The 24,102-nt window shown below is 70.9% G+C and carries 23 protein-coding genes; 15 read left to right on the forward strand and 8 right to left on the reverse strand.

Annotation, left to right across the window (positions count from 1 at the left end; all coding sequences use genetic code 11):
- Positions 1-60 precede the first annotated feature (60 nt).
- From ACZ7L5_RS31790 to ACZ7L5_RS31815, 6 genes are all read left to right on the forward strand, one after another.
- A complete protein-coding gene (locus ACZ7L5_RS31790; protein ID WP_471521027.1) occupies positions 61-2,550 on the forward strand; it encodes a thioester reductase domain-containing protein in 2,490 nt (829 codons plus the stop codon).
- Positions 2,547-3,686, forward strand: a complete 1,140-nt coding sequence (locus ACZ7L5_RS31795; protein ID WP_406208685.1) for an alpha/beta hydrolase — start codon at positions 2,547-2,549, stop codon at positions 3,684-3,686. The genes ACZ7L5_RS31790 and ACZ7L5_RS31795 overlap by 4 nt, the downstream gene beginning before the upstream one ends.
- A gap of 73 nt (positions 3,687-3,759) precedes the next feature.
- Complete coding sequence (locus tag ACZ7L5_RS31800) at positions 3,760-4,539, forward strand: alpha/beta fold hydrolase (RefSeq protein WP_471521029.1); 780 nt, start codon at positions 3,760-3,762, stop codon at positions 4,537-4,539.
- Between the two features lie 107 nt (positions 4,540-4,646).
- Positions 4,647-5,000: an ArsR/SmtB family transcription factor gene (locus ACZ7L5_RS31805; protein WP_471521031.1), complete on the forward strand. Its 354-nt coding sequence runs from the start codon at positions 4,647-4,649 to the stop codon at positions 4,998-5,000.
- Positions 4,993-5,631, forward strand: a complete 639-nt coding sequence (locus tag ACZ7L5_RS31810; RefSeq protein WP_471521033.1) for an SRPBCC family protein — start codon at positions 4,993-4,995, stop codon at positions 5,629-5,631. Before ACZ7L5_RS31805 ends, ACZ7L5_RS31810 begins: the two co-directional genes overlap by 8 nt.
- 189 nt (positions 5,632-5,820) lie before the next feature.
- The gene (locus ACZ7L5_RS31815; protein ID WP_471521035.1) at positions 5,821-7,203 is read left to right on the forward strand and encodes a glycoside hydrolase family 10 protein; all 1,383 of its coding nucleotides are present in this window, start codon (positions 5,821-5,823) and stop codon (positions 7,201-7,203) included.
- 162 nt (positions 7,204-7,365) lie between these two features.
- On the opposite strand, the gene ACZ7L5_RS31820 is transcribed toward ACZ7L5_RS31815, so the two are convergent.
- A complete protein-coding gene (locus ACZ7L5_RS31820) occupies positions 7,366-8,094 on the reverse strand; it encodes a lipoprotein (protein ID WP_471521037.1) in 729 nt (242 codons plus the stop codon).
- A gap of 105 nt (positions 8,095-8,199) precedes the next feature.
- On the opposite strand from ACZ7L5_RS31820, the gene ACZ7L5_RS31825 reads away from it, so the two are divergent.
- A complete protein-coding gene (locus ACZ7L5_RS31825; RefSeq protein ID WP_471521039.1) occupies positions 8,200-8,997 on the forward strand; it encodes a maleylpyruvate isomerase family mycothiol-dependent enzyme in 798 nt (265 codons plus the stop codon).
- Between the two features lies 1 nt (position 8,998).
- Here the strand turns inward: ACZ7L5_RS31825 and ACZ7L5_RS31830 are convergent, their stop codons facing one another.
- Positions 8,999-9,628, reverse strand: coding sequence for an NADPH-dependent F420 reductase (locus ACZ7L5_RS31830; RefSeq protein ID WP_471521041.1), 630 nt, complete (start codon positions 9,626-9,628; stop codon positions 8,999-9,001).
- A gap of 222 nt (positions 9,629-9,850) precedes the next feature.
- On the opposite strand from ACZ7L5_RS31830, the gene ACZ7L5_RS31835 reads away from it, so the two are divergent.
- Positions 9,851-10,492, forward strand: a complete 642-nt coding sequence (locus tag ACZ7L5_RS31835) for a class I SAM-dependent methyltransferase (protein ID WP_471521043.1) — start codon at positions 9,851-9,853, stop codon at positions 10,490-10,492.
- Between the two features lie 296 nt (positions 10,493-10,788).
- Here ACZ7L5_RS31835 and ACZ7L5_RS31840 read toward each other — a convergent pair whose 3' ends face one another.
- Both ACZ7L5_RS31840 and ACZ7L5_RS31845 read right to left on the reverse strand, forming a co-directional pair.
- Positions 10,789-12,369 carry a glycerol-3-phosphate dehydrogenase/oxidase gene (locus ACZ7L5_RS31840; RefSeq protein WP_471521045.1) on the reverse strand — a complete coding sequence of 527 codons (1,581 nt, stop codon included), beginning with the start codon at positions 12,367-12,369 and terminating at the stop codon, positions 10,789-10,791.
- Positions 12,366-12,965 (reverse strand): TetR/AcrR family transcriptional regulator, encoded by a 600-nt coding sequence (locus ACZ7L5_RS31845; RefSeq protein ID WP_365062377.1) that lies wholly within the window; start codon positions 12,963-12,965, stop codon positions 12,366-12,368. The genes ACZ7L5_RS31840 and ACZ7L5_RS31845 overlap by 4 nt, the downstream gene beginning before the upstream one ends.
- A gap of 74 nt (positions 12,966-13,039) precedes the next feature.
- Here ACZ7L5_RS31845 and ACZ7L5_RS31850 point away from each other — a divergent pair, with 74 nt between their 5' ends.
- Together ACZ7L5_RS31850 and ACZ7L5_RS31855 are read left to right on the forward strand one after the other, a co-directional pair.
- Entirely contained in the window at positions 13,040-14,638 is a 1,599-nt protein-coding gene (locus tag ACZ7L5_RS31850) for an FAD-binding oxidoreductase (RefSeq protein ID WP_471521047.1), read from the forward strand.
- A 138-nt stretch (positions 14,639-14,776) separates the two neighbouring features.
- A complete protein-coding gene (locus ACZ7L5_RS31855; protein WP_471521049.1) occupies positions 14,777-15,658 on the forward strand; it encodes a YegS/Rv2252/BmrU family lipid kinase in 882 nt (293 codons plus the stop codon).
- Positions 15,659-16,036: 378 nt separating this feature from the next.
- Here ACZ7L5_RS31855 and ACZ7L5_RS31860 read toward each other — a convergent pair whose 3' ends face one another.
- Entirely contained in the window at positions 16,037-16,402 is a 366-nt protein-coding gene (locus tag ACZ7L5_RS31860) for a helix-turn-helix transcriptional regulator (protein WP_384190598.1), read from the reverse strand.
- 183 nt (positions 16,403-16,585) lie between these two features.
- Between ACZ7L5_RS31860 and ACZ7L5_RS31865 the strand changes: the two genes are divergently transcribed.
- From ACZ7L5_RS31865 to ACZ7L5_RS31875, 3 genes are all read left to right on the forward strand, one after another.
- Positions 16,586-17,269: an ANTAR domain-containing protein gene (locus ACZ7L5_RS31865; protein WP_471521051.1), complete on the forward strand. Its 684-nt coding sequence runs from the start codon at positions 16,586-16,588 to the stop codon at positions 17,267-17,269.
- 59 nt (positions 17,270-17,328) lie between these two features.
- Complete coding sequence (locus ACZ7L5_RS31870) at positions 17,329-17,781, forward strand: flavodoxin family protein (RefSeq protein ID WP_471521053.1); 453 nt, start codon at positions 17,329-17,331, stop codon at positions 17,779-17,781.
- A gap of 233 nt (positions 17,782-18,014) precedes the next feature.
- On the forward strand, positions 18,015-20,003 hold the full coding sequence (locus ACZ7L5_RS31875) for a DUF1996 domain-containing protein (RefSeq protein ID WP_471521514.1): 1,989 nt from the start codon (positions 18,015-18,017) through the stop codon (positions 20,001-20,003).
- 107 nt (positions 20,004-20,110) lie between these two features.
- Here ACZ7L5_RS31875 and ACZ7L5_RS31880 read toward each other — a convergent pair whose 3' ends face one another.
- Both ACZ7L5_RS31880 and ACZ7L5_RS31885 read right to left on the reverse strand, forming a co-directional pair.
- Entirely contained in the window at positions 20,111-20,872 is a 762-nt protein-coding gene (locus ACZ7L5_RS31880; protein ID WP_471521055.1) for a YqjF family protein, read from the reverse strand.
- An 80-nt stretch (positions 20,873-20,952) separates the two neighbouring features.
- Complete coding sequence (locus tag ACZ7L5_RS31885) at positions 20,953-21,612, reverse strand: TetR/AcrR family transcriptional regulator (protein WP_471521057.1); 660 nt, start codon at positions 21,610-21,612, stop codon at positions 20,953-20,955.
- A 57-nt stretch (positions 21,613-21,669) separates the two neighbouring features.
- Here ACZ7L5_RS31885 and ACZ7L5_RS31890 point away from each other — a divergent pair, with 57 nt between their 5' ends.
- Both ACZ7L5_RS31890 and ACZ7L5_RS31895 read left to right on the forward strand, forming a co-directional pair.
- A complete protein-coding gene (locus tag ACZ7L5_RS31890) occupies positions 21,670-22,356 on the forward strand; it encodes a class II aldolase/adducin family protein (RefSeq protein ID WP_471521059.1) in 687 nt (228 codons plus the stop codon).
- The gene (locus ACZ7L5_RS31895) at positions 22,353-23,282 is read left to right on the forward strand and encodes a carbohydrate kinase family protein (RefSeq protein ID WP_471521061.1); all 930 of its coding nucleotides are present in this window, start codon (positions 22,353-22,355) and stop codon (positions 23,280-23,282) included. The genes ACZ7L5_RS31890 and ACZ7L5_RS31895 overlap by 4 nt, the downstream gene beginning before the upstream one ends.
- A gap of 39 nt (positions 23,283-23,321) precedes the next feature.
- On the opposite strand, the gene ACZ7L5_RS31900 is transcribed toward ACZ7L5_RS31895, so the two are convergent.
- Complete coding sequence (locus ACZ7L5_RS31900) at positions 23,322-24,053, reverse strand: DUF4232 domain-containing protein (RefSeq protein ID WP_471521063.1); 732 nt, start codon at positions 24,051-24,053, stop codon at positions 23,322-23,324.
- Positions 24,054-24,102 lie beyond the last annotated feature (49 nt).

The following is a 24,102-nucleotide window of genomic DNA, read 5'->3' on the forward strand; positions in this document are numbered from 1 at the left end:
GGCCGGCGACGAGCCGGTCAGTACCGATCAAGGGGCAGGGCAACACCGTGAAGGGCTCTCATGCGTGAGGTGAACGAGAACGTGTCGGCAGCCGCCGGACAGCGGGCGACCGAGGAGGAGATGGAGCGGGGCGGACTCGGACTGTCCGTGACCGACCTGCTGGCCAGGGTCGCGGCAGCGGCTGCGCCGCCCACGCCGGAGGCCGAAGGACCTTCAACTCCGCGGCAGACGGCCGCGATCAGCGCGGGTGCGCCGTCCGGCACCGACACCGACAGCCCCGCTCCGCCTGACGTGGACACCCTCGCGGCCGCCGTGGCAGCCGTGGCCGGCCGCTACGTCCCCGCAGGGCAGCTGTCACCCGACGCCGACTTCTTCGACGCCGGGGGCACCTCCGTGAACGCCGTGGAGCTCGTCGCCGCGCTGGAGGACGAGCTGGGCATGGAGATCGACCTGGACGAGGTGTTCGCCGACGCCCGGCCGATCAACCTGGCCAGGCGAGGGCTCGGGAGCAGCACCGGGGTCGCGGCTGCCGTACCGGAAACGGCCGTAGGGGAAGTCGCCGCACCGGAGGCCGCCGTACGGGAAGCGACTGCACTGGAACCGGCCGCCCTTGCGCCGGTCCGCACGGTTCAGCTCCCGGCAGCCGCCGCCCCACTCCCGGCAATCACCGCCCCGCCCCCGCCTGCGGCCCTGGCGCGCGCCACCCCCTCGGACGCCACCGCCCGCCCCGAGGACCTCAGCCAGATCCTCGCCGACCTGGCCCTTGCCGACCGCCTCCCCTTCACCGCCTCGCCCGACCCCCTCCCGCCCCGCCGCATCCTGCTGACCGGCGCCACCGGCTTCCTCGGCAGCCATATGCTCCTGGACCTGCTGCGCCACAGTGACGCCCACGTCTACTGCCTGGTCCGGGCCGCCGACGAGGACGCGGCCACCTCCCGGCTCGGCGACGCTCTCAAGAGCTACTCGCTGCCCTGGTCGTCGGAGGTCCGCCGCCGCATCACCGTGCTCCCCGGCGACATGCGCGACCCTCGCCTGGGCCTGTCCGACGACCTCTGGAACACCCTCGCCCAGGAGCTGGACAGCGTCGTCGGCGTCGCGGCCGCCGTGGACTTCCTGCGCGGGTACCAGTCCCTGCGCAGCAGCAACGTCCTCGGAGCCCTCACCCTGGCCGAACTCGCCGCGACCGGGCGCCCCAAGCCCCTGCACCACATCTCCTCGATCGCCGTCTTCAACGAGGTCGGCATCCCCTCCATGGGCGAGGACGACCCGTTCGCGCACATCGACCGTCTGATCGCCGGCTACGACCAGACCAAGTGGGCCGCCGAGGTCGCCCTGCGCCGGGCCCGCGACCACGGCCTGGTCGTCACCGCCCTGCGCCCGGGCGGAATCGGCGGCCACAGCAAGACCGGCGCCTACAACCCCCAGGACCTCAGCAGCGGGCTCATCTCGGCCTTCGGCCGGTTCCGCACAGTCCCCGCCTTCCGCTACCTCAACGCCGCCCCGGTCGACTGGGTCAGCCGCGTCGCGGTCGCCGCCATCTGCGAACCCGACGCCTGGGGCTTCGACTACAACCTCACCGGCGTCCCCAACACCCTCGACGACGTCGTCCAGGACATGGCGCTCGGCGGCATGCACGTCCGCGTCCAGGACTGGGACGAGTGGCGCACCGACGCCCTGGCCCGCCTCCAGGCCGACCCGGTCCCCGAACTGGCCTTCCTCACCCGCGTGTTGCAGAGCCCCACCGCCCTGAAACTGTGCGAGGCGACCCTGAAGGGACCCGCCGCCATCGCCGACCGGACCACGGCACTGGTCGAGGCACTCGGCCTGCCGCCTGCCGCCCGCTACGACGCCCGGGCCCAGCTGAAGACGTTCGAGCGCCTCGCCGGCGACGGGCTGGCCCGCCTCCCGCACAAGGACGACCGGCCCTACCTCTGGTTCGACGAGACGACCGAGGGCAGCGTCGGCCCCGTCGGCGCCGCGCCCGACACTCCTTGCTCGATGGCCCTCACCCTCTCCATCGCGAGCATGCACCAGCTGGTGACGGACCGCCGTGTAGACGTCCGCGGCCAGGTCACCTGCCCGGCCGTGCACCCCGAGCCGCTCACCGTGGCACGCGGCGACATCTGGGTCCGCCCCGAGGAAGGCATCCCGCACCGCCACGGTCTTCGCCACCAACTTCTGCGCTACCGCATGCAGTTGACGGACGTCGACGGTGGCCGCTGGTGGCTGGAGGGCCACAAATACGCCCGCGCCCGCCGCGACGTCTGGCGCCAGACCCGGGCCCTGACCGTGGAGCTCGGCCGTGAGGGCGAACCGGCGAGCCTGGCCGGCGAGGTCGTCGTCCCCGCCGACTCCTACGTACGCGACCAGATCGACGGCATCAAGGTCGACCCGCGCCTGACCAGCCAGGAGAAGCGCGCCGCCAAGCTGACCTGGCTCGCCTGGTTCGGCCTGGAGATGGGCCGCGGCCTGCTCGGGCCCTTCGCCCGCGCCGCCGCGGACCTGCTCGACCTGCGCCGCACCCAAACACCCACGGAGCACCACCGATGATCTTCCGGACGACGAACGCCAGGACCGCCAGGCCGGCCCTGCGCAAGGTCAGGACCACCACGACCCTGCGCCCCCTCCAGCACCGCCTCGACCCGGCCAGGATCGAGGAGATCCCGTTCCACACCAGTGACGGCGTACGCCTCGGCCTGACCCGCATCGACACCGGCGACCGGGGCCGCCCCGCCGTGCTGCTCCTGCACGGACACACCGCCTCGGCCGACATGTTCCTGCTGCCCGAGACCCGCAACCTGGTCGACGTCCTGCTGGACGAGGGCTACGAGCCCTGGCTGCTCGACTGGCGAGGCAGCTGCCGCCTCCCGTACAACGAGACGGGCCGCCGCTACACCTACGACGACGTCGCCCTCTACGACATCCCCGAGGCCGTCCGCCACATCCGCACCCGCATCGGCGACCGCCCCCTGTTCGCCGTCGCCCACTGCATCGGCTCCCTCACCCTCTCCCTGAGCATGACGGCGGGCCTGGTCCCCGGGCTTGCCGGCGTGGTCTCCCAGGGTGTGTTCCTCACGCCGAAGCTCGCGGGCCGCACCTCCCTGCGCATGACCCTGGCCGGGGAGCTGCTGAAGTCCCGCATCGACCACATCCCCGTCGACTTCCGCAAGGTCGGCCTGCGGTCGAAGTACACCCCGCTGTTCGCCCTCGCCTCCCGCAAGGCGACCTGTCCGGACCCCACCTGCCAGATCCTGCACAACTCGGCCTGGGGCACCGGCGCCTCGCTGTTCGTGCACGAGCACCTCACCGACACGACCCACAACCGTCTCGCGGACCTCCTCGGCCCCGCCCCGCTGTGGATCCTGCCGCACCTGCGCCGCATCGAACTGGCCCGCACCGTCGTCCGCTGGCACGACACCGACCAGCGCTACCGGGCCCTCCCGCAGAACGCCCTGGACGCGGCGGCCCGCATCGACACCCCCGTCCTGCTCCTGGCGGGCAGCGAGAACGGCCTGTGGCTCGACTCCCAGGAGCTGTGCCGCGACGTCCTCGCCCACCGCCAGCCACAGCTGGACGTGACGTACACCGAGATCCCCGGCTACGGCCACCTGGACACGTTCCTCGGCAGGGGAGCGGCCCTCGATGTGTTCGGGCACATCCTCGATTTCCTGGACGAACGACGGTGACGGCGGCCTACGACGCCGGTTAACGTACCGATCAGTAACCAGATCCTTTTCGCCGTATCCCAGGAGGCCACCCATGCCGCAGCTCGAAGTCGACGGCGCGACGCTGACGTACGACGACGAGGGCCCTCGCGAGGGCTCGGGTGTGCCCCTGGTGTTCGTCCACGGCTGGACGGCGAACCGGCATCGCTGGGACCACCAGGTGGCCCACTTCGCCGAGAAGCGGCGCGTCGTCCGGCTCGACCTGCGCGGGCACGGCGAGAGCAGCGGGGCGGGAGCGCGCACGATCGACGACCTGGCCAAGGACGTGCTCGCCCTCCTCGGCCACCTCGAGATCGAGCGGTTCGCGATCATCGGCCACTCCATGGGCGGCATGATCGCCCAGACCATCACCCTCGCCCATCCGGAACGGGTCGAGCGCATGGTGCTGGTGAACTCCATCGGCAGGATGGCCTACAGCCGGGGCCGCGCCCTGCTGATGGCCGCCTCGACGCTCGCCCCCTTCAAGCTGTTCGTCGCCACCAACATCCAGCGCGCCTTCGCCCCCGGCTACCCGCGCGAGGAGATCCGCGAGTACGTCCGCGCCTCCGCCGACACTCCCCGCGAAGTCGTCATGACGCTCTACGGCGCCATGCGTGCCTTCGACGTCCTGGACAGGGTCGGCGAGATACGCACGCCCACCCTGATGGTGCACGGCTACCACGACATCCAGCTGCCCCTCGGTCAGATGCTGCGGATGGCCAAGGCCTACCCCGACGCGGTGATCCGCGTCCTGGACGCCGGCCACGAACTGCCGGTGGAGAAGCCGGCCGAACTGACCGCGGCACTCGACGGGTTCCTCACCGACCGCGGATAGGTGGGAAGGGCACGCGGCAGGCGGACATCCCGTGCTCCGGCCGCGGCCCGTCCAGGTCCATTATTTAAGCCTTGCCTTATATAAGTAGCCGCTGGCATAGTAAAGCCGTGCACGCATTCGATGTACTGGGCGATCCGGTCAGGCGCCGGATATTGGAGCTGCTCGCCACCGGCGAGCAGGCGTCGGGCGACATCAGTGCCGTGATCCAGGACGAGTTCGGAATCTCCCAGCCGGCCGTGTCGCAGCACCTGCGGGTGCTGCGCGAGAGCGGCTTCGCGTCCGTGCGGGCGGAAGGCACGCGCCGGCTGTACGCCGTTGATGCCACGCCGCTGCGTGAAGTGGACGCATGGCTGGAGAGATTCCGCGGCTACTGGGAACAACGGCTCGACGCCCTCGGAACGGAACTCGCGCGAGGCAAGCGCGAGCGCAGGCTGAAAAAGGAAGCGAGCGGGGATGAGTGAGATCGTCGACGAGTTGAACCGCCTGCACCGGCAGGTCGGTGCGCGGCAGGTCGAGACCGGCGAGGCCCGCACGGTGCTGCTGCGGCGTACGTACGAGGCCGAGTTGGCGGACGTGTGGGACGCGGTGACGTCGCCCGAGCGGATCAGCCGCTGGTTGCTGCCCGTCAGCGGGGAGTTCGAGGTCGGCGGGCGCTATCAGCTGGAGGGCAACGCCGGTGGTGAGATCCTCGCATGCGAGGAGCCCTCGCGGCTGCGGGTGAGCTGGCTGTACGGGCCCGACCCGGGATTCAGCGAGGTCGAGGTGCGGCTCACGCCGGAGGGCGAGGAGTGCACGGTGCTGGAGCTGGAGCATGTGGCCGTCGTGCCGGACGAGTTCTGGGACCAGTTCGGGCCGGGAGCCGTGGGCGTCGGCTGGGACCTCGGGCTGCTGGGCCTCGCCATGCACCTCGCCGGCGGCGGGATGAGCAAGGAGGAGTCCGAGGCCTGGCAGCTCTCGGACGAGGGCAAGGCGTACGCGACCCGGTCCGGCGAGCTGTGGGGTGAGGCCTACACCGCCTCGGGAGCCGATGGGCAGGTCGTGGCGGCCGCTACGGCGGCGACGATCGCGGCCTACACCGGCGCTGGGGCGTAGGCGCTGCTGCGGCAGTCGGAGGGCGGATCGAAACTTTCGATCCGCCAACGGCTGTCGCGAGGGGCATTCTTGAGCCAACTGAGGTTCTTGGGCGTGCAGTCTGTTGACGGCCATGGGTGTCACTCCTAGGGTCTGCCGCGAAATTCGGAAACCCGTCCGAAACTTTCGAAGCACCAGGAAGGAGACGAGATGGTGACCCGCACATCCGTCGACCCGCCTCCTCAGCGTCGCCCCCGCCGCTCGCGCACCCGCACCGCACTGGCCCTCGGCATGGCGGGCCTGCTCGCCGCCGGCGGCGTCACCGCCCTCGCGGGCACCGCCGAGGCCGCCAGTACCCTCGGCGCCGCGGCGGCCGAGAAGGGCCGCTACTTCGGCGCCGCCGTCGCCGCGAACCACCTGGGCGAAGCCCCCTACGCCTCCACGCTCGACACCGAGTTCAACTCGGTGACGCCGGAGAACGAGATGAAGTGGGACGCCACCGAGCGCACCCGCGGCACCTTCACCTTCGGCTCGGCCGACCAGATCGTGAACCACGCCCGGAGCAGAGGCATGACGGTCCGCGGACACACCCTCGTCTGGCACTCCCAGCTGCCGAGCTGGGTCGCCGGCCTCGGCACCGCCGACCTCAGATCGGCGATGAACAACCACATCACGCAGGTCATGCAGCACTACAAGGGCAAGATCCACTCCTGGGACGTCGTCAACGAGGCCTTCCAGGACGGGAGCAGCGGCGCCCGGCGCAGCTCGCCCTTCCAGGACAAGCTCGGCAACGGCTTCATCGAGGAGGCGTTCCGCACCGCCCGCGCCGCGGACCCGGCCGCCAAGCTCTGCTACAACGACTACAACACCGACGGCGTCAACGCGAAGAGCAATGCCGTCTACAACCTGGTCAGGGACTTCAAGTCCCGCGGCGTACCGATCGACTGCGTCGGCTTCCAGTCCCACTTCAACAGCGCCTCCCCCGTCCCGTCCGACTACCAGTCCAATCTCCAGCGCTTCGCCGACCTCGGCGTCGACGTGCAGATCACCGAGCTGGACATCGAGGGCTCGGGCACGGCACAGGCCAACAGCTACACCAACGTGACACGGGCCTGCCTGGCCGTCTCGCGCTGCACCGGCATCACCGTCTGGGGCGTCACCGACAAGTACTCCTGGCGCGCGAGCGGAACACCTCTGCTGTTCGACGACAACTACAACAAGAAGCCGGCGTACAACGCGGTCCTGACCGCGCTCGGTGGCTCCTCCTCGGGCGGCGGCAGTCCCGGCTCCGCCTGCACGGCCACCTACAGCAAGGCCGAGGAATGGAGTGATCGCTTCAACGGCAAGGTCACCATCACCGCGGGGAGTTCAGGGATCAGCACCTGGACCGCGACCGTCACGGTGACACCCCCGCAGAAGGTCTCCGCGACCTGGAACGGCACGCCCAGCTGGGACACCGGCGGCAACGTCATGACGATGAGGCCGAACGGCAACGGCACCCTGGCCGCCGGAGCAACCACCAGCTTCGGCTTCACGGTGATGAAGAACGGCACCGATGCGGCGCCGGTGGTCGGCTCCTGTACGGCTTCCTGACCCATACGGCTTCCTGACCCATACGGCTTCTTAACCCGTACGGCTTCTTGACCCGTACGGCTCACTGACCGACCCGGGACCGGCTTCGGACCGGCACCGGACGGGCTCAGGACCGGTGTCCGGCGCGGCGGCCCTTCCAGCCGCGCCGGACACACCTGTCGCTCAGCCGACCCGCAGCGTCTTCTTGGCCAGTTCGTACGCCGGCAGCATCGCCCGGTGCTCCTCGGTGTCCATCCCGCCGAGGTGTATGACGACCGGCCCCTTCTCGGTGGTGACGGCCAGGGCGGTCTCCTCCTTCGTCTCCTCCAGGAGCTTGCTCGTGACGAGGTACTTCACCTCGGCACCGGCGAGGTCACCCGTTTTGAACGCGCTGTACTTCGCCTTGCTCACGCCGTTCTCGTCGGCCAGGAAGGCCTCCAGCACGGTGCGTGCGTCGTCGTCACCCGGCTCACCCGTCCAGATGCGCAGGAAGCCGATGTTCCCCGCCGGCTTTGCGTCGACCTCGCAGGCGGCCGTGACCGGGCCCTGGTGCAGCAGCGCGTCGGCGATCTCCTGGGCCAGCTCGCTGTCCTCGGAGTCTCCCGACCCCTCACCACTGCCGCCCGCCTTGTCCTTCCCGGTCCCGCCGTCGACGGCCTCCGCCTCCCAGTACTGGGCGATGTCGAAAGTGACGGGGAGTTCGCAGTCCGATCCGGCGGCGCCGATGGTTCCCCCGCGCTTCACCGCCGTACCGCCGTCACTCGCCGCCTCGGCCGACGCGGCCGCCGACGTCGATGCGCTCGCCGACGTCTGCGGATCGTCTTCGGCCGCCCCCGAACAGCCCGTCAGCACCCCTGCCAGCAATGCCACCTGCGCCAGCCGGCGCCGTACCTGTCCCGCCCCCACCAACATGGTGATCTCCCCACCCGATCCTGCTCTTGCTGATCTTGCTCAGGCGGCACACAGTATCCGAGACCACTGACAAGGCAGATCCTGGCCCTGCGGCATCATGAGGCGATGACCTCGCTGACCTTCGACCGTTACTGCGACGCGATCGTCTCCCAGACCGAGCGGCTCACCGCCCACGTGCGCGGCGCGGACATGACCTCGCCGGTGCTCTCCTGCCCCGGCTGGAACCTCGGCCAGCTGTTGCGGCACGTGGGGGGCGACCACCGGTGGGCCGAGGAGATCGTACGGACCCGCGCCACCGGTCCGATCCCCGACGACGGCGTGAACGACGTGACCCCGTACACCCACGAGCACGAGGACTTCCTGCTCCCGTGGCTCACCGAAGGCGCGGCACGGCTCAGCGCCACCCTGCGCGCCGCCGGCCCCGACGCTCAGGCGTGGAACCCGTCCGACGATCGGTCGGCGCCGGTGGCGTTCTGGGCCCGGCGCATGACCTACGAGACCGCCCTGCACCGGGCCGACGCCGCCCTGACGGTGGGGGCCGAGTACGCGCTCGATGGCGACCTCGCCGTCGACGCGGTGCAGGAATGGCTGGAGTTCTCGACGTTCCCCGAGGCATTCGAGCCGGGTCCGGACCTGCCCGACCTGCTCGGTCCGGACCGTGGCCTCCACTTCGACGCGACGGACGCCGGCGGGTGGCTCGTCGACCTCGCGGGCAAGCGCCCCGACTGGCGCCCCGGACCCGGCGACGCCACCGCGACCGCAACCGCACGCGGCCCGGTGACCGACCTCCTCCTGTACTTCTACCGTCGGCCGACATCCGCCGTGGAGACAAAGGGCGACACCGCACTCCTCGACCTGTGGCGCACGCGCGCGGGCTTCTGGCTGGAGGCGCCGGGGGAGTGACCTACTCGACGGCTGCGCGCGTGACCACCTTGATGTTGAACATGTGCGCGCCCACGCCGCCCGCGATCCCCATGAAGAGCAACGCGAAGTGCTCCTGTCCGCGTGCCGTGCGGATGCCACCGATGTCGAGTTGGGACGACGGGGCCCAGCCGAGGTCGGTGAGCAGCCGGCCGGTGGTCCGCTTGGCCTCGGCGTCGTTGCCGGAGAGGAAGACGGTGCTCGCGCCCTCGAGATCGTTCGGGGCGATCATCACCGTGGCGTCCATGGTGCACAGCGTCTTGACGACCGGGGTCAGGGGGAAGGCCTCCTGGATCTGTTCACCCAGGCTGCTGTTGGGGTGGGAGAGTTCGGTGTAGTCGTCGCTGAGGCCGACCCCGACATCGATCAGCAGGATGCCGGCCAGCGCCGGTGCCCCGATCGAGTGCAGCAGTTCCACGGAGACGGTCCCGGGGGTGGCGTTGACCAGAACCTCCGCGTGGGCCGCCGTCTCGTTCAGGTCTGCCACGGGGAGGTCGAGGTCAGTGCGTTCCTTCGGGTTGCGCGAGCCCAGTAACACGTCGTGTCCTGCGGCGCGCCATCCATGGCCCAGTGCTCGGGCGACGTTGCCGGTGCCAAGTAGTCCAATACGCATGGTGTGAGGCTAGGCGGGGCGCGGGCTCGGTAGATCGGGCCGCGGGCTCAGGTGGACCGGGACCAAGGTCGTAGTTCTGTGGTCGCTCACCCCTCGCTTTGCTGAACCGGCAACGCTGTTTGCCTCCCTCCATCCGCCTCCCGCAGGCTTCGTGAGCGTGGGACCGGGCAGGCTTCGCGTCTGTCCGAGTCCCTCCAGGCATCTGTGTGTACGGGAGGCGCCATGACCGAGACATCCGACCTGAAGGCCGCCGAGTTCTGGGAGGCCCGCTACCGCGACCGCGACGGGCGCCTGTGGAGCGGTCGCCCCAACGCGCTCCTCGTGCGTGAGGCCTCCGGCCTCGCACCCGCAAGCGCGCTCGACCTCGGATGCGGCGAAGGAGGCGACGCGGTGTGGCTCGCCTCACGCGGCTGGCACGTCACCGGCGTCGACATCGCACACACGGCTCTGGAACGCGCGGCCCTGCACGCCGCCGACGCGGGTGTGAGCGACCGAACGTCCTGGGAACGGCACGTGCTCGGCGAGACGTTTCCCGAGGGCTCCTTCGACCTGGTGAACGCGCAGTTCCTTCAGTCACCGGTCCCGCTCGACCAACAGAGGGTTCTCCGGCAGGCCGCAGCGGCCGTCGCGGTCGGCGGCACCTTGCTGATCGTCATGCACGCAGGCTGGCCCTCCTGGCAGACCGAGCCGCCCTTCGAAGCGGAGTTCCCCACTCTGCGGGGCGTCCTCGACGAACTCGCCCTGCCTGAGGCCGACTGGAGCGTGGAAACGCTGGACACGGTACGCAAGCCGAGCGAGTCACCCGAGGGGCTGGAGGGCTTCCGGGACGACCACGTGTGGCGACTTCGGCGCACCGGCGTCTGACGTACGGCGTCGATGTCGATGTCGATGTACAGGGCTTGCCGGTCACGCGAAGGTCACCTCCGCCGTGGCATGCCGTTGCTCGCGGTGGGTGGCGACGCGCAGGTCGGCGCGGTCGCCCGAGGGTGTGCCGCAGGCCCGTCGGCTCACCCGTCCAACTCTTCGCCCCGAGACGGCCACGCAGGTCGCCCTCAACGCCGTCCGCAACCAACGCGGTTACGGCTGCTCCACCGAGTTCGACGTCGAGCGCACGGTCGTGAAGAGCGTGCCGATGCGGCCCACTCGCGCGCCGGTCGGAGTCAGATCGACACCTCGGACCAGACCTGGCGGACGGCATCCAGTGCAGCCGCGCGATCGGCCGGGACCAGTCCGATGCGTGTCCGCCGGTCGAGCAGGTCGGCCTCGTCCAGGGCGCCTTCGTGGCGTACGGCCCACAGCAGTTCGGCGGTGGTGACGGGATGTCCCGGAAGCACAGGTTCGGCCAGCCGGGGATCCTGCGCGGCGAGTGCGTGGATGGCCGGTGCCTCCGTGCCGTAGCGCTGGATGAGGCGGCGTGGTGCCTGGAGGGAGCCGAGGGCGGCGGGTGATGCGGCGCCGACGAGGGGCAGGGTGGCCGTGGGGGAGGGGCCGGCGGTGAGCCGGCGGGCGGTGACGGCCGCGTCGACGGCGTCCTGGGCCATGCGCCGGTACGTGGTGAGCTTGCCGCCGACCACGGTGATCACGCCGTCCGGCGAGGTGACCACCGCGTGCCGACGGGAGATGTCGGCGGTCCGCGGAGCTGAACCGGAGCGTGCCGTCGGCGTGGTGTCGAGCAGGGGGCGCAGGCCCGCGAACGCGCCCACCACGTCGTCGCGTTGGACGGGGAGGTCCAGGACGGAGCCGAGGACGTCGAGGAGGAAGCCGACGTCCGTCTCGGGCACCTCCGGAACGTCGGGGATGTCGCCCTCGACGGGCTCGTCGGTGAGCCCGACATAGACACGGCCGTCGCCCTGGGGCAGGACGAGGACGAAGCGGTTGGTCTCGCCGGGGACCGGGACGTGCAGGCCTGCGGGCAGCGGACCGAGGTGGTCGGAGCGCAGGACGAGGTGGGTGCCGCGTGAGGGGCGGATCCGGATGCCCTCCACCAGGTCGCCCGCCCAGACGCCGGAAGCGTTGATCACCGCGCGGGCCTTGATCTCGCCCTCCTCGCCGGTGAGTTCGTCGCGTATGCGGGCGCCGGACGCGGTGAGCTCCAGGGCCCTCACGCGGGTCAGGATGCGTGCGTCGCGTGCGGCGGCGGTGCGGGCGATCGCGGTCACCAGGCGGGCGTCGTCGGTGAGCCGTCCGTCCCAGGACAGCAGGCCGCCGCGCAGGCCCTGGGTGCGCAGGGCGGGGGCGAGGTGCCGGGTCTCCACGACGGAGAGCCGACGCGGGGCGGGCAGGGTGGCGCGGGCCGTGCGGGCCGCCAGGCGCAGGGTGTCGCCGGCGCGGAATCCGGCCCAGGCCAGGGCGGACTGACCGCGGGAGACCAGAGGGGTGAGGGGGAGCACGAAGGGCTGGGCCCGGACCAGGTGCGGTGCCGTGCGCTCCATCAACACCCCGCGCTCGACGGCGCTCTCATGGGCCACGTCGAGCTGTGCCGAGGCGAGGTAGCGCAGCCCGCCGTGGATGAGCTTGCTACTGAAACGCGAGGTGCCGAAGGCCAGGTCGTGGGCGTCGACGGCGACCACCGACAGACCGCGGGCCGCGGCGTCCAGGGCGACCCCGGCCCCCGTCGCGCCCAGCCCCACGACCAGGACGTCCACGGCCGGACCGCCGACGGCCTCGGCCAGTTCGCGCGAGCGCCGCGCGGCGGACAGGGACGATCCGGGAACCGGGGGAGGGGGAGTGGCGGGGCTCATGGCGTGAGGGTCCTTTCCAGGATGCTGCGCAGTTCCGCCAGGAAGGCCTCACTGCTCAGGTCGGCGTCGTCCTCGTCGGTCATGGTCCGCAAGGACAGGGTGAAGGACTGGACGATCAGCAGCAGGGCCCGTGCCTGCCGTTCGACATGGCCGGCGCGCACCGACCCGTCGGCGTGGCCTTCTCGCAGGCCGTCGGCCAGCAGGGCGAGAAGGGCCTGCTGGCTCGCGCCGCGGCGGTCGAGGACGTAAGGCAGAAGCAGTTCCGGGTCGACGTCGACGATCTTCCGGAAGAGCGGATGGGCGCGGAAGGCCCCCACTCCGGTCACGAGTCCTTCGACGATCAGACCGCGCGCACTCGTCCCGGGCCGCCGTTCGGGCATGGCCGCGGTGGCCACGGCGACCCACTCGCGGGTCATGAGGTCGCCCACCAGGGAGCGCACATCGGGCCAGCGTCTGTACAGCGTCATCCGGGAGACACCCGCGCGGCGGGCCACGTCGGTCAGCGTCGTACGGCGGACTCCGACGGCCAGGACGCAGTCGCGCACCGCGTCGAGCACTGCGTCGCTGTCCGAGTGGTTGTGACGAATAGGCGTCATGTGTCACAGTGTAACGCCTGCGGGGCCGTCCGGGACACGGCATCGCTCGAATCGACCGGTGAGGACAACAGCCAATGGACATGCTGTGGAGCGGCTGGGGCGACCCGGCCAAGGCGGCGCCGCTGCCCGAGACCGTGACCGGGCTGCTGCGCGACTGGCTCGGCGTCAAGCCGCGCACCGCCGAACCGGTCGCCCTGACGGACATCGCCGTACCCGAGCCGGGACTCGAACCCGCCGCACTCCAGGCCCTGTCCGCAGCGGTCGGTGGCGAGGAGTACGTGCGCACCGACGCGGAGAGCCGCATCCGGCACACGCGCGGCAAGTCCACCCCCGACCTGCTCCGGATGCGCGAGGGCGAGGTCGACGACATCCCCGCGGCCGTCGTACTCCCCGCCGGCCACGACGACGTGCTCGCGGCACTGCGCGCCTGCGCCGAACACGGCCTGGCCGTCGTCCCGTTCGGCGGCGGCACCTCCGTCGTGGGCGGCCTCGCCCCTGCCCGGCGCGGCCCCTTCGTCGCCCTGGACCTGCGCCGCATGGACGAGTTGCTCGCCCTCGACCCGGTCTCCCGCACGGCCACGCTGCACGCCGGGCTGCGCGCGCCCCACGCCGAGACGCTGCTGGCCGAACAGGGCTTCACGCTCGGGCACTTCCCCCAGTCCTTCGAGTGGGCCACCATCGGCGGGTTCGCCGCCGCCCGCTCCAGCGGCCAGGCGTCCGCCGGCTACGGCCGCTTCGACGAGATGGTCCTGGGCCTGACCGTCGCCACCCCCGAGGGCACCCTCGACACGGGCCGCGCGCCTCGCTCGGCGGCCGGCCCCGACCTGCGGCAGCTCGTGCTCGGCTCGGAGGGCGCGTTCGGCGTCATCACGTCCGTCACCGTGCGGATCCGTCCCGTGCCCGCGACCCGCGTGTACGAGGGCTGGCGCTTCGACTCCTTCGAGCAGGGCGCCGCCGCGCTGCGCCGCCTCGCCCAGGACGGCCCACGCCCGACGGTGCTGCGGCTGTCCGACGAGACGGAGACGCTGATCGGCCTCGCCCAGCCCGACGCCATCGGTGCCGCCGTCGACGGGCAGCAGTCGGCGGGATGCACGGCGATCGCCGGTTACGAAGGCACCGACGAGGACACCTCGTACCGCAGGGAGCGTGCGTCGGCCGTCCTCCGGGACTGCGGCGGAACCCCGCTGGGCGAGGAACCCGGACAGCGCTGGGCGCACGGCCGCTATTCGGCCCCCTATCTGCGGGACTCCCTGCTGGACGCCGGGGCGTTCGTCGAGACACTGGAGACGGCGACGTTCTGGTCACGCGTGCCCGAGCTGTACGCGTCCGTGCGCGACGCCCTGACCACGACGCTCACCGAGGCCGGCACGCCGCCCCTGATCATGTGCCACATCTCCCACGTCTACGAGAACGGTGCCTCGCTGTACTTCACCGTCGTCTCGGCGCAGGGTGACGAACCGGTGGTGCACTGGGAGAAGGCGAAGCACGCGGCCAACGAGGCGATCCTCGCCGCGGGCGGCACCATCAGCCACCACCACGGCGTGGGCACCGACCACCGCGACTGGTACGTCCGTGAGGCGGGCCCCCTGGGCATCGAGGCGCTGCAGGCCGTGAAGGGCCGACTGGACCCGAGGGGACTGCTCAACCCCGGGGTCCTCCTGCCCCTCGACTGACCGTCCGGACTGTTCATCCCCCCGGGGGTCCCTCGGGTCCCCGGGGCCCCGGGCCCACCCGGACCTTGCGCTCATCACCCATCCACCTCCTCCGCCCGCCTCCGGCAGCACCCTCCCGTCGGCCCGAAAGGCACCCCGATGCGACAGTTCACCGCCATCGTCAACCCCACGGCGGGCGGATCCGCCTCAGCTGCCGCACTGCTGAACGTGGCCAGGCCGCTGCGGGAGGCCGGGGCCGACCTGGAGACCGAGTACAGCCGCAGCCTGGCCCATGCCCAGGAACTGGCCCGTGACGCCGGGCAGCGGGGCCGGGTGGTGCTCGCCGTCGGCGGCGACGGAATCGCCGGCGGTGTCGGCGGGGCCCTCAGCGGCACCGACGCCGTGCTCGGCCTGGTCCCCGCCGGCCGCGGCAACGACTTCGCCCGGGCGCTGAACCTGCCCACCGAGCCCGCCGCCCTCGCCGAGGTACTGCTCGACCACGAACCCCGGCACGTCGACACCATCGAGGTCGAGTCGGCCGTACACGACCGCACGGTGGTCCTGGGCAGCGTGTACGCAGGTGTCGACGCCCTGGCCAACCGGCACGCCAACGAGGCCAGACTGCTGCGCGGCTCGGCCTCCTACTACGCGGGCGGCCTGCGTGCCGTCACCACCTGGCGCCCCGCGCGCTACCGCGTCACCGTCGACGGCCAGGAGCACCTGCACACCGGCTACACGGTCGTGGCCGCCAACTCCGGCTACTACGGATCCGGCCGCCTGATCGCTCCCGACGCCCGCGTCGACGACGGTCTGCTGGACGTCGTGATGATCCGCGAGGCGCCGCGGCGGCTGTTCTTCGCCCTGATGAACGAGCTCAAGACCGGCGCCCACGTCCAGCGTCCCCAGGTGCAGATCCTGCGAGGCCGGGAGATCCGTATCGCGGCCGACCGTGAGGTGCCCTACGGCGCGGACGGTGAGGTGGAGGCCAACCTGCCGGTCACGGTCAGGGTTCTGCCGGGAGCGCTGCGCGTCCTGTGCTGAGGCCGGGCCGCCGGTGTCTCCACGGCGGCCGAGTCCGGCGACCGGCCGCCCGCCGCGGCCGAGTCATGTCGTCTGTGCGGGGTACGACCCACCCGCCCGTCTCTGCGGGGGCACACCTCATCCGCAGGTCATAGGCCCTTTCAAGCGCACCCGCCGTCAGCGGACCAAGCGCTTTCCGTGCGGCACACCTCACCCGCAGGTCATAGGCCCTTTCAAGCGCACCCGCCCTCAGCGGACCAAGCGCCTTCGGCGCGGCAGGCGCCGTCCGCGGGTCATCAGCCCTCTGCAGGGCACGCGCCCTCCGTAAGCCATCCACCGCCGGCCATCCACCGCCGGTCATCCACCGACGGTCATCCACCGACGGTCATCCACCGACGGTCATCCACCGTCCACGGGCATCCGCGGGCGCGCCGTCCTGAGCTGCTGCGAGGCGGTGGTGTGTCCGGCCTCGGCCTGGATGAGCAGCGAGAGCAGTTCTGCCACCGGCAGTCCGGCCTCGGCAGGGTGCCGCAGCACCTTGCCGGCCTCGATCCGGTACGTGTTGGTGCGTCCCTCGCGCGTGTGGGACAGATAGCCGTCCTGCTCCAGGTCGGAAATGATCTTCTGGACAGCACGCTCGGTGAGTCGGCAGTGCGCGGCGATGTTCCGGATCCGCACGTTCGGGTTGTCGGCGATGGCCGCGAGGACGCGGGCATGGTTCGTCAGAAACGTCCATCCGGTGTGCGGCTCAGGGACTCCGTCCATGGCTCAAGAGTACGGCTGGGTGTTCACGAATACAAATACACGCACTCAATTTCATGTATCTGTTGACGTGTTCCGCGGTTCGGGGTCACTCTTGTAGTGAGACGGGGAGTACCTGAGAGAGAGGCGGTCATGCCCGAGCTCGCGTCCTCTGCACAGCCCCCCAAAAGGGGCGCTGCCGACCGTGTGAACTTCGATGGCGAACCGGCGGCGGATTCGTCGTGGCCGCTGGTCACCACCGTCAGCGCGGGTGGCGACAGGGTCATGGTGAAGGTCTCCGGAGAGCTCGATCTCGACAGCGGCGAGCGACTCCAGGGCGTCCTGCGTGAAGCTCTGAACCGCTCGGTCCATGGCATCGATCTGCATCTGGAGGGCGTCTCCTTCTGCGACTGCTCGACCCTCAACATCCTGCTCAACATGCGCCACTTCGCCTTGGAGCAGGGCAAGACGGTCGCTGTCCACGCAGCCAGTACGGCCGTCGACCGCCTGCTCTCCCTGACCGGCACGCACTCGCTGTTCGGCCGGCTCGACCCGGACGGGCATGCCGCGGTCAATGGGCACGCCCAGGACCCGGAGGCGCCCGAGGGCGCACATCACGATCTGCGGATAGAGGTCGCCCAACTGCGCCGGGCCATGCAGACCCGGCCGACCATCGACCTGGCCCGCGGCATCCTGATGGCCTCGTTCAGCCTGAGCTCGGAGGAGGCCTGGACGGTACTGGTCACGGCCTCCCAGAACACCAACACCAAGCTGCACTCCCTGGCCGGGGATCTCGTCACCGCGGTCAAGGGCGATGCGCTGTCCGAAGAGGTGCAGGAACATCTGTCGGCCGCGGTCGCCAGGGTCAACCACGTCATCCCCGAGCACTGAGGGCAACACTCCGCACGTCAGGGTTGCGTCGCGAACCGGCACCCCGGCAGGGTTCGGATGTGCCCACCTTGCTGATCGTGCATCACACGCCCTCGCCCAACTGCCAGTCCATGCTCGAAGCCCTCATCTCCGGTGCCACGGCGCCGGAGATCGAGAACGTCGAGGTCGTGCGCCGGCCGGCGCTGTCGGCCACGGCCTCCGACGTGCTGGCCGCCGACGGCTACCTCCTCGCCACCCCGGCGAACCTCGGCTACATCTCCGGAGCCCTCAAGCACTTCTTCGACCAGGTCTACTACCCCTGCCTGGACGCGACCCAGGGCCGGCCCTTCGGCTACTGCGTGCACGGCGGCAGCGACGTCACCGGAGCGGTACGGGCGATCGACTCGATCACAACGGGCCTGGGCTGGCGCCGGGCGGCGAATCCGGTGACGGTCACGGGCGAGCCCACCAAGGCGGACACCGAGGCCTGCTGGGAGCTGGGGGCGACGCTCGCCGCCGGTCTGATGGGCTGATCTGGACCGCGACTTCTCCCCAACACCCCACTGCGACCAGGGTGTTTACCTTCGTTGTGAGAAATTTCTGTGAATCCGTGAGGCGTTTGAACACAACGCGGCCCGTCTCCGTATTGGACCGGGGGATTTTCATGCCCTGACCGATCACGAGGCGTAGGAGTACTTCCTTGGGACGCAGCACGCGAAGACGCCCCACGGGCGCACGGCGCGCGACCTTTGCAGCGGTCGCGCTGATGTTGGGCGGCGGCGGCATGGTCGCGGCCAACGTCTATGCCTCGGCAACCGAGGACGGCGGAGCGGATCCCGCCCGGACGCTGTCCACCCCGGCCGGCACGATCGACTGCCCTGATGTCGGCAGCGAACTGACGGATGTGCCGGACGGAGCGCGCGAGGACGTCGCGAAGGAACTCGCGCTCCTCGACCAGCAGATAGCCGAGGCCTACCAGCGGCTGCAGGAGTCGGCTCAGGCCATCCAGCAGGACGCGGGCTTCGCCGACAGCGCGATCATGAAACCGCTCAAGGACAAGCGGGCCGCGACGATCGAGCGGATCGCCATCGCTGTCGACCGTGTGGGAGACCGGCCCGAGGGCCTCGACTCCCTCGCCTCCTGCACCCTGCGCGCCGCGGACAACGGCACAGGTGAGGACGGCGACGGCGACCAGGAACAGGGCGGCGACAACCAGGACGGCGCGGACCAGGGCAACCAGCAGCCCGGCAACGGCGACCAGCAGGGCAACGGCGGACAGGCGGGCAACGGCCCGGTCGCCGCGGACTTCGTGGACATCAAGTCCGTCCAGCCGAACGCGGCCGGCGCGGCCCAGCAGAAGGGAGCCTCCCGGGGCACCTTCGCCACCAGCTGCGGCGTCAACGAGAACGGCCTGTTCAACTCCGACAACGTCATCGTGGCCCCCGGCGTCTCCAACGGCGCCCACCACTTCCACGACTACATCGGCAACCAGTCCAACGACGCCTTCGCCAGCGACGAGGACCTGGCGAACGCCGAGACGAGCTGCGTCGACCAGGGCGACAAGTCCACGTACTACTGGCCCGTGATCCGGCTCCAGAACGGCAGCCAGGAAAAGGACGCCAACTCGCCCGGCGGTGGCATCGAGGGCAACGCCGGTGAGATCGTCACTCCCAAGGAAGTGACGCTGGACTTCGTGGGCAACCCCCGCAGCAAGGTCACCGAGATGCCGCGCCTGCTGCGCATCATCACCGGCGACGCCAAGGCGTTCGTGAACGGCACCGCCAACGCCAACGCCTCCTGGAGCTGCACCGGCTTCGAGGACCGGCAGCTGAAGGACAAGTACCCGCTGTGCCCGCAGGGCAGTGACGTGGTGCGCACCTTCAAGTTCCAGAGCTGCTGGGACGGACAGAACATCGACAGCGCCAACCACCGCACCCACGTGGCCTTCGCGGCGGCCGACGGCAGCTGTGCGAACGGCTTCAAGGCCATTCCGCAGCTGGTGCAGCGGATCGTGTACGACGTCGACGCGCCCAGCCTCCAGGACGGCGGGAAGACGACCCCGCTGTTCGCGGTGGACTCCTTCCCCGAGCAACTGCACAAGCCGGTCACCGACCACGGCGACTTCATCAACGTCTTCAGCGAGGAACTGATGAGCGAGATGGTCGACTGCATCAACGAGGGCCGCAAGTGCGGCGCCGGAGCGGGCGACGGCGACGAGCCGGGCGGCGAGGAGCCGACCGAGGAGCCGACTCAGGCTCCCACCACCCCGCCGGGCGGGAACGACGACCCGGGCGACGACAATGCGGAGCCCGGCGACGGAGGGGACAAGCCGACCGACGCGCCGGCGACCGAGGACCCCGCGACGGACGAGCCCGCCACGCAGGAGCCGACCGGGAAGCCGGCGACCGAGAAGCCCGCGACGGACGAGCCCGCGACCGAACCGGCGGAGGAGGACGGCAAGCCCACCCTGTCGAGCACGGTGGCGCCCAAGGCCGACGGAACCCCCACGGCGAACGAGAACGCCAACGGCCAGGGACAGGGCGACGACGGCGCCGGCTCGGTAAACACTCCGGCGCAGACCCAGCCCGCCGCGGACGGCGACGACTCCGGCGCCGGTTCCGGGACGGAGCCGCAGGCGGTCGGGAATGGTGACCTGGCGGAGACGGGCACGTCCCTGTGGCCGGCCGCGGCCGGCGCCGTGCTCCTGATGGCAGGCTTCCTGCTGCTCATGCGCACGAGGCGCCGCGCCGAGTGAAGGTGAGGACGGACACCCCGTAACGGCATGTGACGCCGATACGTTCCAGGGGGCTCGGACCGGTCATCCCGGTTCCGGGCCCCCTGGGTTTTGCCGTCCTCCGCCGATCACGGCGTGGGGATGCCCGCCGGCCGCGCCGGGCGGCCCAGACGGACCGGGACGCCGGGGGAGTACAGGACGCTGACCGGGGCGGTGCTCGGGGCGGGCAGCCCGGCCGTGGTGATCAGGTTCTCCTCGCAGCTGACCAGCTCGGCCCGGTACAGCGGCCACCGAGGGTGGTGGTTGGGCAGGTACGCCACCGGTTCGGGACCGCCGAAGAAGGCGTTGTGCATGCCCCAGCGTGCGGTGAGGAAGTGCTCCAGCTCGGTGGGCTCCTCGATGCGATCACCGGTGCGTACGGTGATCCGGCTGGACGCGCCGCGCGGACCGGGCCAGCGACGGGAGCTGGTGTACGTGACCGTGTCGCCGGCCGAGCGCACGGCCATCCGGGACCACAGATACGGCAACCGGAATCCGACCCGCCCCATCACCACCGGGATCAACCGGGAGGCGTCCATCGACCGGAACACGACGCCGCGCCGTCCGTGTGCGTCCACGGAGTAGAGGCGCACGTTGGTCTCGGGAAACGTCCCGAGATACGGCACCCCGGGCAGCCGCAGCCAGCCGACCCGATGCATCCGGAAGGCGACGAGGCCGACGTACGTGACCCCGTCATGCGTGTCCGGAACGGTACCGCGCGGCAGCAGGCCGGCCACCACGTCCGGCTCGACGGCCCAGTGGATGAAGGCCAGGTCGAGCCACTGCTGGGTGAGGAGCGGGGTGCGTATGTGGGCGGGGGCATCAGGGGTGACAGGAGACGGTTTCGGCACACAGCCAGGATGTCAGAGTCGTGCTCCGAAGCCCCGGGCACTGCCGGGCCCCGCGCGCCGGACCCTGTCCGTCACCTGTCCTACGGCCCCTCATAGCGCGCGGCGACACCGGCGAGATACCCCCGCAGCATGAGCCTGGCCTCGTCGAGCAGCCCCGGGTCGCCCTCGGGGTCTCGGCGGAAGGCCTCCTGCGCGAGGGCGTCGGCGGCGAGGACCGCGGCATGGCAAGCCCGGGCGAGCGCTTCGTCGTCCCGTGCGACGCCCAGGGTCACCAGGATGCGCCGGACTCCGTCCGCCATACGGCGTTTGTGCTCACGGTCCGCGGCCCGGGTCTGCTCGGTGAGGCTGCTGCCGAACCACAGGGCCCTGAAGCCGTGCTCGGTGCGATAGATCGCGGCGTACACGTCGATGAGCACACCGACCGGGTCGTCCCAGTGCTCGGCCGCGGCGGCGCGTACGAGGTCGTCCATGGCGCTTTCGAGCCGGGCGAAGTACCCGGCCGCGAGGGCATCGATGATCGCGTCGCGGTCGGGCAGGTACTGATACAGCGACCCGACCGAGACCTGCGCCTCGGCGGCGATGCGGGTCGTGGTCAGCGCCTGCACGCCCTCGCCGATCAGGACGCGTTCCGCCGCCTGAAGCACGCGGGTGAGGCGGGCCTTGCTGCGTGCCTGTTGGGGAGTACGGCGCAACGGGACATGCCACGTGCCGCCGGCGGGTTGCGGGGCGGGATCGCCCATGTACGGCCTCCGAACCTGAACGTGACATCGTTTCAGGTTTACGTTAGCGTCGCGTACATGACCGACTCAAGCTCAACGCTGGGTCAGGAGCGCGCCGCGGTGGCCGAGGCGTGCCGTCGCCTGGGGGCGGAGGGCCTGCTCATCGGCACGGCCGGCAACGTCAGCATGCGGGTCGAGGACCGGGTCGCGATCACGGCCACGGGCACGGTGCTCGCGGAACTGACGGCCGACCAGGTGACGGTGGTCGACCTCGACGGAAACGTCGTGGCCGGGACCCTGGAACCCACCTCCGAACTGGACCTGCACCTCGGTGTCTACCGCCGCTACGGAACGGGCGCGGTCGTCCACACCCACGCCCCGATGGCGACCGCGCTGTCCTGCGTGCTCGACGAACTGCCCTGCATTCACTACCAGTTGCTGAGCCTGGGCGGCTCGGTGCGCGTGGCGCCGGACGCCACCTTCGGCACACCGGAGCTCGCCGAGTCCGTGCTGACGGCGCTGGAGGGCCGCAGCGCCGCGCTGATGGCCAGCCACGGCTCGGTCACGCACGCTCCCACGTTGGCCAAGGCGGTCGAGCACGCCCTGCTGCTGGAGTGGGCGTGCGGCGTCCACCAGCATGCGGCCGCCCTCGGTAAGCCCCGTGTTCTCGACGAACACCAGCAACTCGCGGTGATCGAGGCCGCGCTCGCCCGGAACTACGGCACCACCCACCCCGTACCACCCGTGCAGGAGGGACACCGATGAACGTCGTCACGATGGGCGTGCATGTGCTGGACGTACTGGTGCGGCCGGTGGAGGCGATTCCCGAGGGCCAGGGCGCGACGCTGGTGGACGACATCAGGATGACCGCCGCCGGAACGGCGGGCGGCACTGCGCTCACCCTCGCCAAACTCGGCGCGTCGGTGAGCAGCGCCGGGGCGATCGGCTCGGACCCGACCGGGGACATGCTGGTCCGACTGCTCGGCGCGGCAGGCATCGACACCCGGTTCCTCGTCCGCCGCACGGACACCCCCACCTCCGCGAGTGTCCTGCCCATCCGCCCCAACGGCGACCGGCCCTCGCTGCACCTGCTGGGCGCCAACATCACGTACGGCCCCGAGGACGTGCCCTGGGACGCGATCGCCGAGGCGAACCACCTCCACCTCGGCGGTCCCGAACTCATCGGCGTCGACACCGCGACGCGCGTCCTGTCGTACGCCAAGGAACACGGCGTGGTGACCTCGGTCGACCTCCTCGCACCCGGCGCCCTCGGAAGTTTCGAACAGATCGAGTCCGTCCTGCCGTACGTCGACCACGTGCTGCCCAACGAGGACCAGGTCCTCGGCTTCACCGGTGAGGAGGACGTGGTGGCGGGGGCGAAGAAGCTCCTCGCTGCCGGAGCGGGCCTGGTCGCGGTCACTCGTGGCGGTGACGGGGCCCTGCTGGTGACCCCCGAGGGCCTCGAGAAGGTGCCCGCGTTCGCGATCGACGTCGTGGACACGACCGGCTGCGGCGACGCCTTCTCGGCCGGCTTCGTACGCGGCATGGGCCTGGGCCGCAGGCCGTACGACTCCGCCGTCCTCGGGTGTGCCGCGGCGGCCTTGGTGGCTCAGGGACTCGGCAGCGACCACGGAGACTTCGACCTCGCCGGCGCTGATGCGTTCGCTGCGACGTGCAAGACACGCGGATGACTTTCGGGGCAACGAGGGGACGGCTTCAGCCACGGGGCGTCAGTCGAGGGCCGTCTCCACGTCCGTCTGCCAGTACGTGACGCTCAGGGCGCTGTCGTAGTAGACGCCCTTCGCCGGCAGGGACGGGGTGGCCGACGGGCCGCCGGAGCTGTTCGGCGTCTTGCCCTGGAAGGCGACTGTGAGCGCGCGGCCGGTGTCGCCGCCCGTGCCGCTGCCGTCGGCCGCGCTGAGCCGGACGCCCGCGTAGCCGGAGGCGCCCGGCTCCAGCATCGGCACTGCCTGCGGCTTGGTGTCGTCGAAGGCCTGCGGCACCCACTGCATCTCGTCGAACCGGAGCACCGGGTAGTACGGCAGGGCGCACGGCTTCGAGCCGGTGTTGGTGACGGTGAGGAGCATGTGGTTCAGCGGGCGGGGGACGGGCTGAGCCGTGGTCTTGGTGTTGGACCCATTGCAGATGGTCAGGTCCCCCGGTGCGTTTGCGCCTCCCGTCGCACCCTCGCTAGTACCGCTGCCCCCGCTGATGCCGTTCTCCGCGGGCCTGCCCGTCTGCGAGGGCGGGGCCGACTGCTGCCCGGAGCCCCCGCTCTGCCCCGGCCGATGGGACGACGTGTCCTGCGCAGGCTTCGACGTGTCCGCCGCCGCGGACGGTGACGTCGGCTGTGAGTCGCCCTCGTCGCGGGTCCCGGAGCCGTTCTCGCATGCGGTGAGGGCGAGGGCGGTGATGGCGGCGCCGGCGGTGGCGAGAAGGCGGGTGCGACGGAAGGTGCGCATGGCTGATTCCTTGTCGGTGCAAAGGACTTGAAGGCAGCCGCTCGACCGG

It is taken from the genome of Streptomyces sp. NPDC107528, from assembly GCF_055639295.1.